The organism is Citrobacter meridianamericanus, from assembly GCF_041320245.1.
Taxonomy (GTDB): Bacteria; Pseudomonadota; Gammaproteobacteria; order Enterobacterales; family Enterobacteriaceae; genus Citrobacter; species Citrobacter meridianamericanus.
Genome location: NZ_CP101036.1, coordinates 754,913 through 771,158 on the forward strand (window position 1 = coordinate 754,913; position 16,246 = coordinate 771,158).

A 16,246-nucleotide genomic window follows, 5' to 3' on the forward strand; every position below is an offset into this window, starting at 1 on the left:
TCACTCCGCATAACTAACCTTATGCCTGCATGGCATATTGTGTTTTAATCACAAATTAATCCACTTCGTTTGTTATTTCTTGTGAAATTACGTTGTATATCTAATCTGTTTTTCATCGATGAAAAAAACATATCCTTTCGAACGACATAGTTAATTTTACTGCAAATTCTGATAAAACTAAGATTATCTCCATACCCACAGGGTGTGGTTTGTGCAGAGAATTATTTTCAGGGATAAATACCATGGCTGGTAAAATCGTGTCGTCAGTACTTGTTTATTCTCCTTCCTGGCCTGTGTCTCAGGCATTATATAGTTTTTGTCAGCATGAAGACGATAACAAAAATACTGCTGCAAATGCAGATGTTAATGTGGTTATTCATGCGGAGGACATACTGCATAAAATAAATGAGATGAAACCGGATGTTCTGGTTCTGGATATCTCATTACGGGTGAATTGCGGTCTGATGAGTACTCTGCGGCAAAATTATCCGTCGCTTCCTGTCGTGATTGTACAGCGCCGTTTTCTGTTCTCAGACCGCGTGGCGGCAGAGTATTTTGGCCACATCTGGCTGAAGGAATATGATGCGCTGCTGGCGGGGTACCCGGCAGTGCTGCTACAGGAGCATTTGTCTCACCCGGGTCTTGCAGGGACGGAGTGTGGCGGAAACAGTGGCTACCTTCAGTTTGTCCGGCGTGAGCAGGATTCAGACGATGTACAGCGGGAGATGGTTTTCCGGTTGCGTCTGCGATTATTTGACCTGCTGAAATCCCCCGGTTATGTGAAGTGGTCATTAACTGGCTGGGCACCGAGGCTTCCCCTGCTGAAGTGGGGGCATCGCTCTCCCGCAGCGCAAAACTGGTTTATCACTACCGCAGAGAGGCCATGCGGGCGCTGAAGATTAGTCGTTATGCCCGGGATTTTATCCCTTCGATAACCGTGAAGATAAAACAGGAAGAGAGGCGCTGGTGATGACGGTTTATTTCAGACCTTACAGTGACAGGACGTCATCAGGGGCGATCCCCGGTCAACTGACTCCGGGAAGGGTGGACCCGGTGTACTTCAGATTGCTGATGAGCATAACGTCCCAGCGCAGTGTGCCCCTGGTTCAGGCGCTGGAGGGGGTGCTGGTCAGGGGAATGTCCCGCAAGGAAGTCTGCGCGCAGTACGGCGTTAATGCCGGAAATCTGTCCGTCAAACTTTCCCGTCTGCAGGTGATAAGCCAGACGATAGCCCGGATGTATCCGTGCCAGTATGACCGCATGGACTGTCCGGTAAGCAAGCATTCTCTGGCCAGTGATTTGGACAGGTTACCGTGATGGTACGCCTGTTTTGTTTTGAACCAATTAGATTATTTGATTTTTGACATGTAGTTAATTGATGGGTGACATATCTTTTAATATTCGTTTCATTCGAATCTGAATACTCTTTTTCGGCATTTTATTTCTGAGTAACGTTATACCTGGGAATTAAAAATACAATTAACGCTTTCATCTTATTGGTTATTTTACTCGTTTCACTGTCCGGTTAAATGGCGGTAACCTCACGCGAAGAAAACCTGTAACGTTATCTTCGTTTTTTTCTTATCACATGTATGTGAATATCTTAATTAGGAGTTTATCTGTGAGTAAAAAAGACATACGAATAATTTCGTTAAAAAAGAAAGCTTTTATTTGGATGAATATTAGTGTTCAGTTAATATTTCCAGTGGCGGTAACCTTTACGCCAGCTATTGCCGGAACGCGTAGCAATGACCATCTTACACAGCAGAGCAGAGATCCCTCTGTACATGGTATACAGGTTTACACACTCTCTTCGGGTGAAACGATGCATTCTGTTGCCAGTAAATTCAACATGACGCCAGATTCATTACAAAAGTTAAATCAGTTACGAACGTTTTCCCGGGGATTTGAAAATATTGGACCCGGAGATGAGCTGGATGTCCCACTGGCACCTCTGGCAACACTTAAGTGGCACGATGATAAATCGCCGGAAATAGCAGGTAACAACGCCGATAGCGAAGTTCGAACGCGTCAGGTAGCTGAATTTACCTCACAATCTGGTCGTATTCTGGCTAATAATCCGGACAGCAATGATGTCACTTCTTTGGCGCGTGGAATCGCCACCGGCGAGGCAAGCAGGGAAATTCAGCAGTGGCTTAATCAGTTTGGTACTGCACGAGTAAAACTGGATACTGATGAAAATTTTTCACTAAAAAACTCACAATTCGAGCTTCTGCTTCCTCTGTTCGACAGCCAAAACAGTCTTTTCTTTACTCAGGGGGGATTACACCGCACTGATAACAGGAATCAGACTAATCTGGGTATAGGGTATCGATACTTCGGTGATGATTACATGCTGGGGGCGAATACATTTCTTGATTATGATCTGTCGAGAGATCATGCGCGAGCCGGTACTGGTGTTGAGTACTGGCGAGATTATATGAAGTTTAGTGCTAACAGTTATCTGCGCCTGACAAACTGGAAGGGAGCGCAGGATTTGGCCGATTATGAAGAACGTCCGGCTAATGGCTGGGATATTCGCGCCCAGGCCTGGTTGCCCTCGTTTCCACAAATCGGCGGTAATCTGACATATGAGCAGTATTATGGTGACGAGGTAGCCCTATTTGGGAGGGATAACCGCCAGCGTAACCCACATGCAATATCTGCAGGTTTGAATTACACGCCTGTTCCGTTGCTGACATTTAGTGCCGAGCAGCGTCAGGGGAAATCCGGTGAAAATGATACCCGATTTGGGATTGAATTAAATTATCAGTTGGGTGTTCCCTGGCAGCATCAGATTGATCCGGGCTCTGTCGCCGTGATGCGTAGTCTCGCTGGTAGCCGCTATGATCTGGTGGAACGTAATAATAACATCGTACTGGAATACCGTAAAAAAGACGTAATCCAGCTGTTTGCAACAAAGCGGGTAACAGGCAACCCTGGAGAAACAAAATCGTTAGGGGTTACTGTCAATAGTAAACACGGCTTATCTCACATTGAATGGTCCGCACCGGCGCTGATTTCGGGGGGAGGCAGATTAGTTCAGGAACCCCATGGTGGATATAGCGTTGTCCTGCCCACATGGCAATCAGGAGAAAATGGCGTTAACACGTACAGCGTTCACGGTGTGGCGGTTGATATTAAGGGAAACCGTTCACTGCAAAGTGAAACGCTGGTAACAGTCAGTACGCCAGAGTTGAGTATACAGCAGAGCGCATTCACGCCGACAGAGAGTATTTTACCGGCAGACGGAGTGAGCGAACAGGTGCTCACACTGAGTCTTAAAAACAATAAGGGTGTTCCACAGGATGTGATGGTATCAGATATCAGATATGCCACAGGGACGCTGAGGAGTGCCACGGTTTCGCCTGTGGTGAAAAGGGACACTGGGGTATATGAAATTACGGTGAAAGCGGGGACAGACGTTGAGACAGTGACGGTCACCCCAGAAGTCAATGGCCTGAAATTTTCGGAGGCCAGCGTTGCTATTGGTGCAAATGTTCCGGTGCAGAGTGGATCTGTTGTGGAAGCCGATCAGCGTATTTACAGGTCTGGCGCAGACATAAATATCACTGTTGGTTTAAAAGATGCGAATAATAACCCAGTGAGGAATGCCGCGAGTCAACTGACGGATGACGTGGTGACGGTGCCGAATGCCACGGCAAAAACTGGCAGTGTCTGGACCGAAACCGGCAATACCGGCGTCTACACCCGGACCTATGTGGCCGGGGCTGCTGGTACCGGATTACAGGCGGTTCTGAAGATGGCGAACTGGAATTCCGGGGTTTCTGTAACCTATGATATCACCGCAGGTACGGTGGCACCGGCCACCTCCGCGATAGGCATGGATGCCACCACCTATGCGTCCGGCAGTGATATGACGGTGAGCGTCACTCTCCGGGACGCAAGCAATAATCCGCTGACGGGTGAGGCAGGCCAGCTGACGGATGACGTGGTGACGGTGCCGAACGCCACGGCAAAAACCGGCAGTGTCTGGACCGAAACCGGCAATCCCGGCGTCTACACCCGGACCTATGTGGCCGGGACCACGGGCGCAGGTCTGATGTCAACCCTGACCCTGAACGGCGGCACGGTCTCTTCATTGGCTTATGCCATCACCGCAGGTACGGTGGCACCGGCCACCTCTGCGATAGGCATGGATGCCACCACCTATGCGTCCGGCAGTGATATGACGGTGAGCGTCACTCTCCGGGACGCAAGCAATAATCCGCTGACGGGTGAGGCAGGCCAGCTGACGGATGACGTGGTGACGGTGCCGAATGCCACGGCAAAAACCGGCAGTGTCTGGACCGAAACCGGCAATCCCGGCGTCTACACCCGGACCTATGTGGCCGGGACCACGGGCGCAGGTCTGATGTCAACCCTGACCCTGAACGGCGGCACGGTCTCTTCATCGGCTTATGCCATCACCGCAGGCACGGTGTCACCGGCCACCTCCGCGATAGGCATGGATGCCACCACCTATGCGTCCGGCAGTGATATGACGGTGAGCGTCACTCTCCGGGACGCAAGCAATAATCCGCTGACGGGTGAGGCAGGCCAGCTGACGGATGACGTGGTGACGGTGCCGAACGCCACGGCAAAAACCGGCAGTGTCTGGACCGAAACCGGCAATCCCGGCGTCTACACCCGGACCTATGTGGCCGGGACCACGGGCGCAGGTCTGATGTCAACCCTGACCCTGAACGGCGGCACGGTCTCTTCATTGGCTTATGCCATCACCGCAGGTACGGTGGCACCGGCCACCTCTGCGATAGGCATGGATGCCACCACCTATGCGTCCGGCAGTGATATGACGGTGAGCGTCACTCTCCGGGACGCAAGCAATAATCCGCTGACGGGTGAGGCAGGCCAGCTGACGGATGACGTGGTGACGGTGCCGAACGCCACGGCAAAAACCGGCAGTGTCTGGACCGAAACCGGCAATCCCGGCGTCTACACCCGGACCTATGTGGCCGGGACCACGGGCGCAGGTCTGATGTCAACCCTGACCCTGAACGGCGGCACGGTCTCTTCATTGGCTTATGCCATCACCGCAGGTACGGTGGCACCGGCCACCTCTGCGATAGGCATGGATGCCACCACCTATGCGTCCGGCAGTGATATGACGGTGAGCGTCACTCTCCGGGACGCAAGCAATAATCCGCTGACGGGTGAGGCAGGCCAACTGACGGATGACGTGGTGACGGTGCCGAATGCCACGGCAAAAACTGGCAGTGTCTGGACCGAAACCGGCAATACCGGCGTCTACACCCGGACCTATGTGGCCGGGGCTGCTGGTACCGGATTACAGGCGGTTCTGAAGATGGCGAACTGGGATTCCGGGGTTTCTGTGAACTATGACATCACTCTGCGAGTACCAAGTTATATGAAATCGCAAATACACCTATCTAATCCGGATGGGGCTTTAAATACGTGGTCGGGATGGGCAACTATTTTCACGCCAGAGCGGAATATCATGACATTAACAGTGAAATTAATTGACGATTCAGGTCAGAGCGTAACGGGAGCGACTGCTCTGTTGCAGGGTAATTCGGTGAATGTGCAGAATGCCACACGAGAGTCTGACTGGACAGAAGGAAGCGACGGGACTTATTCGGCCAGGTATCAAGTATCAACAACGCCTGCAAAATTACTGGCAGGTAAAGTGCAACTGGATGGGTGGCCTCAGGCAAGAGGTTTCTTCTATAGCATGGCTGCCTCTCCAGACAGCGCAGTAAAAGAAAAATCATCGATGGTAGTTGATGTTGTATACCCTGACGATCGGATAAGAGTCGCCATTAAATTAAAAAATGCGCAAGGGTTTCCAGTATTCAAATATGATGATTATTCGTGGTTAACAAATTCATTATCGGTTACCAACGGACAGGTGGAGAGTGTTAACGTATATTCATCTAACAATGGTGAGATATCCTATGAAGTATATATCCGACCGACACTTGGATTTACATACATTGAAGGAGTATTAAATCTGAATGGCTGGCGGATGTCAGTGGTACATTACAAGTAAAGCTGCATTCGATTAATTCTCTAAGGTAAACTAAAATTATCCCCTCACACTCCGTAGAATCTTGCAGAGTATGAGGGGCCATAGATGTCTGGTTGCTCACAGGTATGCGAATTAACGAGCTGTTAAATTCTAATCATCATATTCAGAAATATAGATCGTTTCCGTTTTCGATAAGCTAAGTATTGAATGTATGAAAAAATATTTTGATATGAAAATAATTCAAAGAGTGAACCATGACTTCCACCGAAGACAAATGGTTAATCTTTTTCATGAACTATCATTTTAGTTACCTCTTCATCTTTAGCTTCTCTTGCTTAGGCGTCCCTAAAAATAATTAATATACGGTGTTACTGTTAAATTGTATATCAGAGCTAAATCAGACTATCTCAAATAGAGGTTGTAGGATGGTCTCTGAAACTCCAGACAGTTGGTATTAGTTAAATAAGTGTTCCACGCAAAAATATGCTCGATCAGAGCGGAATACGTATCTTTGATAACATATCAGTGTCAAATTTCAGAGTCCGGACTGGTGAAAGAAGAAAACTGCGCCCCAAAATAAGGATGATATCCTGGCCTGGCTGACCGGAACCTGCCGACTGAACCAGAAAAAAGTGTAGCTGATATCAGTTCTGAGAATGGAATGAAATTAGATTAAGCGGAGATTCACAACACTATGAACTTGTTCCCCCTTCTGAACGTTCTGATGATGACAGGCTTGTTGGTGTCTGGCGTGACGATGGCTACAAACAAAGCAACTACGGCGTTCACACCGGAACAGGAAACCCGGATTGGTGAGGTGGTGAAGGAATATCTTTTGGCACATCCGGAAGTTCTGGCAGAGGTCAGTCAGAAACTGCTGAATCAGCAGCAGGAACAGCAATGGCAGGGCCTGAGTGGGGTTGTACTACAAAATCTGGCAGAGTTAATGTACGGAGAGGGGACGCCGTCGTACGGACCGGACGACGCGAAAGTTATTGTGGTAGAGTTTTTTGATTACAGATGCATTGACTGCGCGCTTTTGGCTCCTGAAATAAAAAATGTTATGACGGCCAATCCGCAGGTACGGTTTGTATTCAAGGAGTGGCCCACCTTTGGCCGATACTGGGAAGATGGTCGGCACTGGGATGATAGCAAACTGGCGGCGAAAACCGGACTTCAGATCTGGCAGCAGAAAGGGGCTGATGCGTATCTGGAATATCACAACGCGATTTATGCCACCGGACACACCGGGGACAAACTGACTAAGGAAGATGTCATTACGGCAGCGAAAGCAGTGAAATTCAATACAAAGACAGCTACTGATGTACAACGTACACTGGACAATATTCATGAACTGAGCCAGCAATTGGGATTCAGTGGCCCGCCTGTTCTGGTGGTATTCCCGTCAATTGATGCCAGTGCTGAAAATATCTCGGTCATTCTGGGATTCACACAGGCGACAGACTTGCAGAAAGCAATTGATAAAGCCTCCACAACGAAAAATAGTGGGTCTTCCGCACCCCAGGTGGAAGTAAAACAATGAAACTATTGAATCTGCTATGAGCTACTACTGAATTCAATCGACGATGCCGCACGAAACAGGGTTCGTCAGGAATTTGTCGATTAAATGTCAATGCCGGACTTTATTACTGCCATCTCATTGAGCCATACTATAATTTAACGATGCCCTGTCGCCAGTATTCTCCTGAAAGGTTAAATACCAGCGTACTGTGCGGATGGTTTTCATTGTAATGCGATAAGTCCCTATAATTTATCTGCACTTGATAATTTTATGATGCTGTTTCTGTCTTTTTACCTGGATATCGTCTGAATTTTTAAACGTATCTGAATGTAAAGTGTAATAGATTTTCTCATCGAGGGTAAATATTTTTATCATTTCGCTATCCTTATCGATTTTTATACGATATCCAGCCATGATATAAGTGGATGTTATCAAATGGAATTGAGGTTAAATCACAATTCCATTTAAGTTACTCCGCATAACTGACTCTATGCCCGCATGATATATTGTGCTTTAATCACAAATTAATCCACTCCGTTTGTTATCTCTTCTGAAATTACGTTGTATATCTAATCTGTTTATTACCGATGGAAAAATTATATCTTTTCTAACGGTATAGCTAATTTTACTGCAAATTCCTGCTGATGGTTAAACGGGATACAGTAGCGGCACTTTTTGCGAACCGCTAATCAGTTATTGTTCCGGCCTGAATCAATTCGATTGCTCCATAGATCAGTGATCTGACTTGCCTCACATCGGAAGTCTTCAGATGTGAAGGAAGAAAAATAACCTGTTTTTCAGATGTAATAAGATTCTTCTTGTCATCTGTCAGTCGTAGCCCGCCATCAGCACATATTTCGGAAAATGGGATCGCCTGAGGCGCTTCCAGAAAGTCTCGAGAATAAAGATTATTACAAGTGATGGTGAAACCATATGGCCCACCAAATAATGGCTTGTCGATCACCGCGAAGAGAATATTTTCTTCGGCTGGGATCTGGAAGTTGTTCGAAACCCTGGCCAGAAGCTTTGTTTTTTCAAGCTGATGCCTGTTCTTTATCTGATCCTGCAGTGCCAGAGATTGCACTAAGTGATCAATCGATGGTTTTTCCTTTACGGCCTCTATCTGAATGCCATGTAAGCAATTATAGTCAATAAGTGAATTAAAGACTTCAGTGAGCAGTTGCAAGAGTTCCTCGCGTTGTTTTGGTCTGATCATGCTCTCCTCCCATTCAAAATAAGAGAAATGTCTTGCCAATACATGTCGTGCTACGAGCTTGTCTAAAGGTAATATCTCAATACGGGGTTGGGGGTATTCAAAAAACATGCTGCTCTGATCCTGTATATAAAGCATCTGGTTAGTGAGCAGAAACCCTAAACTCTGACGTTTTCCGGTAAAACGATTCATTGAGTGGTAGCCAATGAAAATAAGCGGAATCTCGCATGTTTGGGGGCGTTGGTGGAGCACTAACTGATCAAATGCAATTGAGAAAATTGCATCCATATCGCAGTATTCGGGATGTTGTCCTGATGACGTAAAAACCAGTTCATCAATACCTGCCAGTTCCTCGTCCGTTTGGCCCTCCATCCTGCTTCGCCATGCTGAAACAACGCTAAAAACCCGCGGTAACAGTTCATTACTTCTCTGTTGAAATTCAGAAGGTAAATCCTTCAAATACTTTTTGATATCAGTCGCCATAATTTATGTTCCTTAATTCCTGCTTTATCTTCACGGTTATCGAAGGGATAAAATCCAGGACATACCGGTTAATGTTCAGCGCCGTATGGCCTCTCTGCGGTAGTGATAAACCAGTTTTGCGCTACAGGAGAGCGATGCGCCGGTGGCACGATTTGAATCCCATCAACAGATTTATTCAGTGTTTGATATTCTAGTGATCCTGCTAACTCCGATTGTTCAGGTGTTGATTCTGCGGCTTCCCCACTGGGTTTACCGGCATTGAATGTGACTGGCGCCGCTATTATCAACGGTTACCACTTCAGATTCATTATGGTATCGGATGTCTGATGGCGTGTGACATACATGAGCCCAACAGACCACTTATTTGATATGGCCTTCTCGATACCATTCGTTGAACCCCTCACAGGCATCTAACAGCAGCACGCTGCTGAAGCCAGCAGAAGGCATCTGTGGGCGCCCAATGACAGGAATGCCCAAATGCGTTGTGGGGATACATTAAAAATACTTACAAACTTGCGTAAAATGAACCATATTGAAGCAATAAAATAATTACATTGCCGTGAAACAGTGATTATGAATAAAGATGAATTTAACTGTGTTTTGAAATGGGTCGAAGAAAATCTGTGCACTGGAGAAACCGTTAATTCACTTGTACGTTCTATAGGGTATAGTCGCCGGACTATTGAACAGGAATTTCAGGCAAATTATGGTATTTCTCCTGGGGAGTACCTGTTTCGACGCAGAATGACCAGAGCCGCTGTGATGCTAAGAGTGACATCTCTACAAATTAGTGATATTGCATCCTTTTTTCATTATCACAGTGGGCAGAATTTTTCTCGTGCATTCCGACGCTTTTCCGGTAGTACACCAACAACCTATAGGAAGAAAGAAGTGTGGGATACACGGATATTACAGCATCCATTACTCTGTGAAGAAATAATTTCTCACTCAAAAATAGTTAATCTCGAATTTCCACTGGGAATTTGGGGCAGCCGAAAATGTATGGAGTCTCGCTATGATTCGATGAACGATAACAACTATCTCACCATGTTACGTAATCAGATGAGAAGTCAGACAACGAATGGTTCACAGCAACTGCTGGTGCTTTGTCGAAGTACAGACATTGGAAATACATATGCCCACAGGAAAGGTGTTGTTATGGTCGAGACTATCGTCGGTAGACTATCTCTGCCAGATGAAAAAGCAGACGGCATTATTCCTTCTGGCAGATATATTCAGTACGAGTTCAATGGTGCCTGGGATGAATTCTCTATATTTTCACGAACTGTTTATCTGAAGTCTTTGGCAGAAAAATATTTTCTTTGTATTGGGGGCTTTAATTTTATGGAGATATACTCATTCGATAATCATTTGCATTGCAGTTTATACATCCCGGTTAGCACATTATCAGAGCAGGAAAGATAAAGGATTATATACGTGGACAAAATACCCGCAACCCCGCTAATTAAGTTATACCCTGGAAGAGTGCCGGAACAATATTTCAGAGGGTTGGCAGACATCTCCTCAATAAGAAGTCAAAAAGTTATTAAAGCGCTGTACGAACATTTTGTTGAGGGGCTATCAAGAACTCATGTCAGCAATGAGCACTCCGTTTGCCCGGGTTATCTCTCAATAAAGATAAGAGAAATAAAGTCGTTACATGAAAAAGTAAATGATTTATATGATATTTATATTAAGCTGTCTGATGTATCAGAATAATAAATGAGAATCTGGTTGTGATGTCACCTTATGAATAACAAATCATTACTCATATTCAAAAATACAACCAGCGAAAGCTCAATAATATGCCTTATGAAAAATTATTGAATTAAATTTTACTTGCATTGTTTAAAAGTTACTTTTGCAAAAATTCAACTTTGATAACTGAAAAGGTTTTATTAAACATGAAATAAAATTGTAAGTAATTCTATGTGATAATATACCTGCGAAATGTGGCCGCTCTGACGGCCACTGAATTAGATAATAAGAAGAACGCATTGTCGGTAATTAGTGCCAGACCAGCATACTCCATTTCCCTAAGAATATTTAATTGCCAGATAAAAAACCACGCTAAGACAATTGTCGGCAGCACTTTGTATTTTTTCATCCATAAGCTGACGGGCTGTCCCGACAAAAGGTTAAGTCTTATCTCCTCATGGATATAACAACCCCACGCGCTCATCCAAAGCATCTAACGAAGAGAGCAGGTGCTGGCTTGCATCTTCTATAGTCTGCAACGCTTTTCTTAGGTCTTCCGGTTTGAAGTGGCTCAGGTCTCTTTCGAATAATACTTGACTCACAACATGCATTCGGTGATGCGCGAAATCCAGTTCCTGGAATCCAGGAAATGCCCGAAAGCGTCTCATTCCTTCCCCATGTATCCACCTGCCCAGCAGACATTCCCTCTCATTCTCCAGTAGGGAATCTATCTTCTCTGTCAGAATGGCAATATATAAACGGTCACGCCATTGATAGTGTTGGGCCTTGAGAAGAGTAAAAAGAAGATTGTCGGCGGACAGTGCCAGTCCGGAGGCGATATCAGACAATTGCGTCTGTATATACCCGGTCCGTTCATACTGCTCCCGGGTAAGTTTCAGTAGTTGTTGATGTTCCGTACTACTATCCGTTTCCCCGTTACTTTTGGACAGTTTTTTCACCAGACGATACTGGCGGTTAAGAACCAGGGATAGTGACTGTGCCTCCTCCCGGCATTCGAAGGATGACACCAACATCCGCTCACGCAAACGAAAACATTTCTGCGCTGTATACTGAACATGCGATGCTTTATTCACGGTACTGGAACGAAGATGCGTCAGAAAAACCTTATGAAGTTCAGGCGGTATCATAATAGCTCCTCAGGATATAAAACCAACGATCTATCAGTATGGGGCATCAGTGCTGAATAACGCATCAGGTACAACCTCTCCAGGCCGACGGGAGACCATCCATTGACGCAACTGACGCTCTGATTCCCGACCATCCCCACCTGGGGATAGTCGGGTCTGAGGAGGCTTTCTGACCGTCACTTTTTGCAAACCCTCCTCCCTTTTTTGCAGAGTAATATCTGCAAGGTTGACCGATAGCACACGTAGCCCCTTACTGCAGGCATGTCCGCCACTCTTCAGGGGAACCTGTTCACTGCTGATGTGTTTCTGTTCCTCATGCCGAATATAACGCAGTACAACCCGGGCCTGAGCCTGACTGATTAAAAAGGCTCTGCTCACTATAACCGTGGTCAGCACATAACCATGACGCAGTCCCCAGGCTGCCACTATCAGATGAAGAGGATAACCGCTCAGATCCTCCACTCCTGATGGAAGCATGCACGCTATTTTTTCTGGGAGAGAATCTGTTAATTCCATTGGTTGTCAGTCTCACTCATAATAAGCATAATTCCGCCGGTCATCACAGTAAGAAGGAGCCAGAGTACGATATAAAACAACATAGTGCCTGACGGTTTCATCAGTATTTCCTCTTTGATATCAGTTTCAAATTGAGGTCATCTTTAATATTTTTATCGGGTTTGAAGATTAAAGCAGGTTTGTCTGGTTATATGTGATAACAAACTTTCAGTTGTCACTGGCATATAAACTACTGTCTGGAAAGTGATTATCCACTCAGCACCAGAGCAATACTTATCATCGGCTTCGTGATGAAATATATAACCACAAAATCATTAATGTTTTGCCCTTGTTGAATCTCATAAAAATAGCTGGAGGTACGAGGGGCTGTTTATTAGCTCTCAATTTGCGGTCAGAGTAACATTAACATCAGCACTGGAAGTACCCAGGGTTGCCCCTGTGGGATCAAGTTCAAAGGTGTATACCCCCGTCAACCCGCTGATATTTACTGGCGTCCCGAGAGGGATCTGTGTACCGGAAGCATCCAGAACCTTTACCTTTGCGGTTCCCAACAGGATATTATCCCCTGTTTTTTTATCTGCAGTAGTGTCAAAAGTCATTGTCCAGACACTGGCTTTTCCGCTTCCTGATGCACTCCAGTTCAGTGCACGAATAACTGAAGGACCTCCTGGTAACAGTGTATTAAAATCAATAAGGCTTTCTCCTAAGGTCAGCGTCAGAGGAGTTGGCACACTCTCACATGTAATTGTATTTGAGTTCAGACCACCAGGAGGACGATACGATTCTGGTGCTAAAATCCAATTTGAAAATCCTTTTTGTTTCATTATTATTGGAACTTGCTTAACATTGTCTCGAAATTTTATGATATGTTTTTGATACTCATTTTTGGGCGAAAAGTGTAGCCTCTTTGAGTATTCCGGTGAATTGTAATCTGAGTTGAATACTAATTTTCTTGACTGAGTGTAGTGCATGTAATCAGTATTCCCTTTCGTTGTTATTGTCATGCAATTGCCAAAGCCACAACTGGCAAAATTAAAATAAGAAGCAATGTTCGTTGTGGGGGGAGGTATTATAATCCTTAATTGTCCCCGCAGCATATTTGATACCGGGCAGGGTTGAGATCGCTGTAACAGCATTATTTATTTGTGATGGCTTTTACATCTTTCTGTATTCCTTTACGCTCCCTGAATACATCTCATCCATTCAGTTCCCTTTGGATGCAAAAAACCATCTGCCGGGTCAGTTCCAGAACTTAATCAATCCCGCAGATAATTTCTCACCAAAAATTAAAACCTTCTGCTTTACTCAACAAGCCAAAGCAAACATTTAAAAAACATGGACGATCTGCAATACCAGATCTCAGTAAAGTACACTTGTATAGTAAATTTACGCAGTTAAATGCTACTGAATAAATTTAGAACTGGTTTTTCTGTTTATTAACAGGCCATAGTTACCGCACAAATTTTGCATCCTGCAAAATCTGAACTGTTATTTAAACAATACTTACCACCCCATTCAGAATATGAATGTCATGGGGATTCATTTTAATAATGTCCCGCTCCCGACGGCCCTAAAAAACTCTTTAAACAGAAATACTCCTGACCAGGCGTGCCATCACGGTAACCTGTCCAAATCACTGGCCAGAGAATGCTTGCTTACCGGACAGTCCATGCGGTCATACTGGCACGGATACATCCGGGCTATCGTCTGGCTTATCACCTGCAGACGGGAAAGTTTGACGGACAGATTTCCGGCATTAACGCCGTACTGCGCGCAGACTTCCTTGCGGGACATTCCCCTGACCAGCACCCCTCCAGCGCCTGAACCAGGGGCACACTGCGCTGGGACGTTATGCTCATCAGCAATCTGAAGTACACCGGGTCCACCCTTCCCGGAGTCAGTTGACCGGGGATCGCCCCTGATGACGTCCTGTCACTGTAAGGTCTGAAATAAACCGTCATCACCAGCGCCTCTCTTCCTGTTTTATCTTCACGGTTATCGAAGGGATAAAATCCCGGGCATAACGACTAATCTTCAGCGCCCGCATGGCCTCTCTGCGGTAGTGATAAACCAGTTTTGCGCTGCGGGAGAGCGATGCCCCCACTTCAGCAGGGGAAGCCTCGGTGCCCAGCCAGTTAATGACCACTTCACATAACCGGGGGATTTCAGCAGGTCAAATAATCGCAGACGCAACCGGAAAACCATCTCCCGCTGTACATCGTCTGAATCCTGCTCACGCCGGACAAACTGAAGGTAGCCACTGTTTCCGCCACACTCCGTCCCTGCAAGACCCGGGTGAGACAAATGCTCCTGTAGCAGCACTGCCGGGTACCCCGCCAGCAGCGCATCATATTCCTTCAGCCAGATGTGGCCAAAATACTCTGCCGCCACGCGGTCTGAGAACAGAAAACGGCGCTGTACAATCACGACAGGAAGCGACGGATAATTTTGCCGCAGAGTACTCATCAGACCGCAATTCACCCGTAATGAGATATCCAGAACCAGAACATCCGGTTTCATCTCATTTATTTTATGCAGTATGTCCTCCGCATGAATAACCACATTAACATCTGCATTTGCAGCAGTATTTTTGTTATCGTCTTCATGCTGACAAAAACTATATAATGCCTGAGACACAGGCCAGGAAGGAGAATAAACAAGTACTGACGACACGATTTTACCAGCCATGGTATTTATCCCTGAAAATAATTCTCTGCACAAACCACACCCTGTGGGTATGGAGATAATCTTAGTTTTATCAGAATTTGCAGTAAAATTAACTATGTCGTTCGAAAGGATATGTTTTTTTCATCGATGAAAAACAGATTAGATATACAACGTAATTTCACAAGAAATAACAAACGAAGTGGATTAATTTGTGATTAAAACACAATATGCCATGCAGGCATAAGGTTAGTTATGCGGAGTGACTTAAAAAGAAATTGTGATTTAATCTCAATTTCATTTGATAACATCCACTTATATAGGGGCTGGATATCGCATAAACAACAGATAAAAAATCGATAAAGAGGGCGCAATGATAAAAAATATTTATCCCCGATGAGGAAAGCTATTACTGTTTACGTTCAGAGATGGTTAAAAATTCAGACGATGTCCAGGAAAAAAGACAGAAACAGCATCATAAAATCATCGGGTGCAGATAAGTTATAGTGACATTGCTGAAGCTCTGCTGGTGACCGGCGATGATGCCTGAATCTCATTTTGCAGTGGGGTTTTCGCCTGGACTGTTAATAAAGTGACTAAAAGCTTTGTTTATTTCCTCCTTGATAAACTCAGCTTCTGATAGCCCAGCGCTTCAGCATGGGATGCAGATTGGTTTTCAATCTGCTCTAATATGCCCAGGTTGTGTTGACAGAAAAGTTGACGGCCTCATCAAAGCATTGTTCACGTTTTTCAATTTTTTCACCACTTATGTTATGCGGAAAGTCTCTTCATTGTCACATAAGGGCACTTAAAACGGTTTGATTAACATGGTGCTTTGTTCACTGTGAAACACTATGCCTATCTTTCTGGAATATCCCCGGCATATCCCCAGAAAAAGCAAAAAGGACTTGCGATTCCTCGCAAGTCCTTGATATTTGGTGGCCCCTGCTGGACTTGAACCAGCGACCAAGCGATTATGAGTCATAAAATTG

12 protein-coding genes are annotated in these 16,246 nt (G+C 45.5%); 6 read left to right on the forward strand and 6 right to left on the reverse strand.

Features of this window, described 5'->3' with window-relative positions:
- Window positions 1-242: 242 nt before the first annotated feature.
- From NMD08_RS03650 to NMD08_RS03665, 4 genes are all read left to right on the forward strand, one after another.
- Complete coding sequence (locus tag NMD08_RS03650) at window positions 243-896, forward strand: hypothetical protein (protein WP_370619540.1); 654 nt, start codon at window positions 243-245, stop codon at window positions 894-896.
- Between the two features lie 73 nt (window positions 897-969).
- A complete protein-coding gene (locus NMD08_RS03655; RefSeq protein WP_370612030.1) occupies window positions 970-1,317 on the forward strand; it encodes a PapB/FocB family fimbrial expression transcriptional regulator in 348 nt (115 codons plus the stop codon).
- Between the two features lie 358 nt (window positions 1,318-1,675).
- Entirely contained in the window at window positions 1,676-6,031 is a 4,356-nt protein-coding gene (locus tag NMD08_RS03660) for an inverse autotransporter beta domain-containing protein (protein ID WP_370619542.1), read from the forward strand.
- 736 nt (window positions 6,032-6,767) lie between these two features.
- On the forward strand, window positions 6,768-7,553 hold the full coding sequence (locus tag NMD08_RS03665; RefSeq protein WP_370619544.1) for a thioredoxin domain-containing protein: 786 nt from the start codon (window positions 6,768-6,770) through the stop codon (window positions 7,551-7,553).
- A gap of 664 nt (window positions 7,554-8,217) precedes the next feature.
- On the opposite strand, the gene NMD08_RS03670 is transcribed toward NMD08_RS03665, so the two are convergent.
- Window positions 8,218-9,228: a hypothetical protein gene (locus NMD08_RS03670; RefSeq protein WP_370619546.1), complete on the reverse strand. Its 1,011-nt coding sequence runs from the start codon at window positions 9,226-9,228 to the stop codon at window positions 8,218-8,220.
- Window positions 9,229-9,801: 573 nt separating this feature from the next.
- Between NMD08_RS03670 and NMD08_RS03675 the strand changes: the two genes are divergently transcribed.
- On the forward strand, window positions 9,802-10,653 hold the full coding sequence (locus NMD08_RS03675) for a helix-turn-helix domain-containing protein (RefSeq protein WP_370619548.1): 852 nt from the start codon (window positions 9,802-9,804) through the stop codon (window positions 10,651-10,653).
- Window positions 10,654-10,665: 12 nt separating this feature from the next.
- Window positions 10,666-10,947 (forward strand): PapB/FocB family fimbrial expression transcriptional regulator, encoded by a 282-nt coding sequence (locus NMD08_RS03680; protein ID WP_370619550.1) that lies wholly within the window; start codon window positions 10,666-10,668, stop codon window positions 10,945-10,947.
- 434 nt (window positions 10,948-11,381) lie between these two features.
- On the opposite strand, the gene NMD08_RS03685 is transcribed toward NMD08_RS03680, so the two are convergent.
- The 5 genes from NMD08_RS03685 to NMD08_RS03705 all read right to left on the reverse strand — a co-directional run bounded on the left by NMD08_RS03685 (window position 11,382) and on the right by NMD08_RS03705 (window position 15,278).
- On the reverse strand, window positions 11,382-12,074 hold the full coding sequence (locus tag NMD08_RS03685; protein WP_370619552.1) for a CZB domain-containing protein: 693 nt from the start codon (window positions 12,072-12,074) through the stop codon (window positions 11,382-11,384).
- Window positions 12,075-12,107: 33 nt separating this feature from the next.
- Entirely contained in the window at window positions 12,108-12,551 is a 444-nt protein-coding gene (locus tag NMD08_RS03690) for a hypothetical protein (protein ID WP_370619554.1), read from the reverse strand.
- A gap of 419 nt (window positions 12,552-12,970) precedes the next feature.
- Complete coding sequence (locus tag NMD08_RS03695; RefSeq protein WP_370619556.1) at window positions 12,971-13,561, reverse strand: hypothetical protein; 591 nt, start codon at window positions 13,559-13,561, stop codon at window positions 12,971-12,973.
- Between the two features lie 643 nt (window positions 13,562-14,204).
- Window positions 14,205-14,384: a PapB/FocB family fimbrial expression transcriptional regulator gene (locus NMD08_RS03700; protein ID WP_370619558.1), complete on the reverse strand. Its 180-nt coding sequence runs from the start codon at window positions 14,382-14,384 to the stop codon at window positions 14,205-14,207.
- Between the two features lie 240 nt (window positions 14,385-14,624).
- Entirely contained in the window at window positions 14,625-15,278 is a 654-nt protein-coding gene (locus NMD08_RS03705; RefSeq protein ID WP_370619540.1) for a hypothetical protein, read from the reverse strand.
- Window positions 15,279-16,246: the final 968 nt, after the last annotated feature.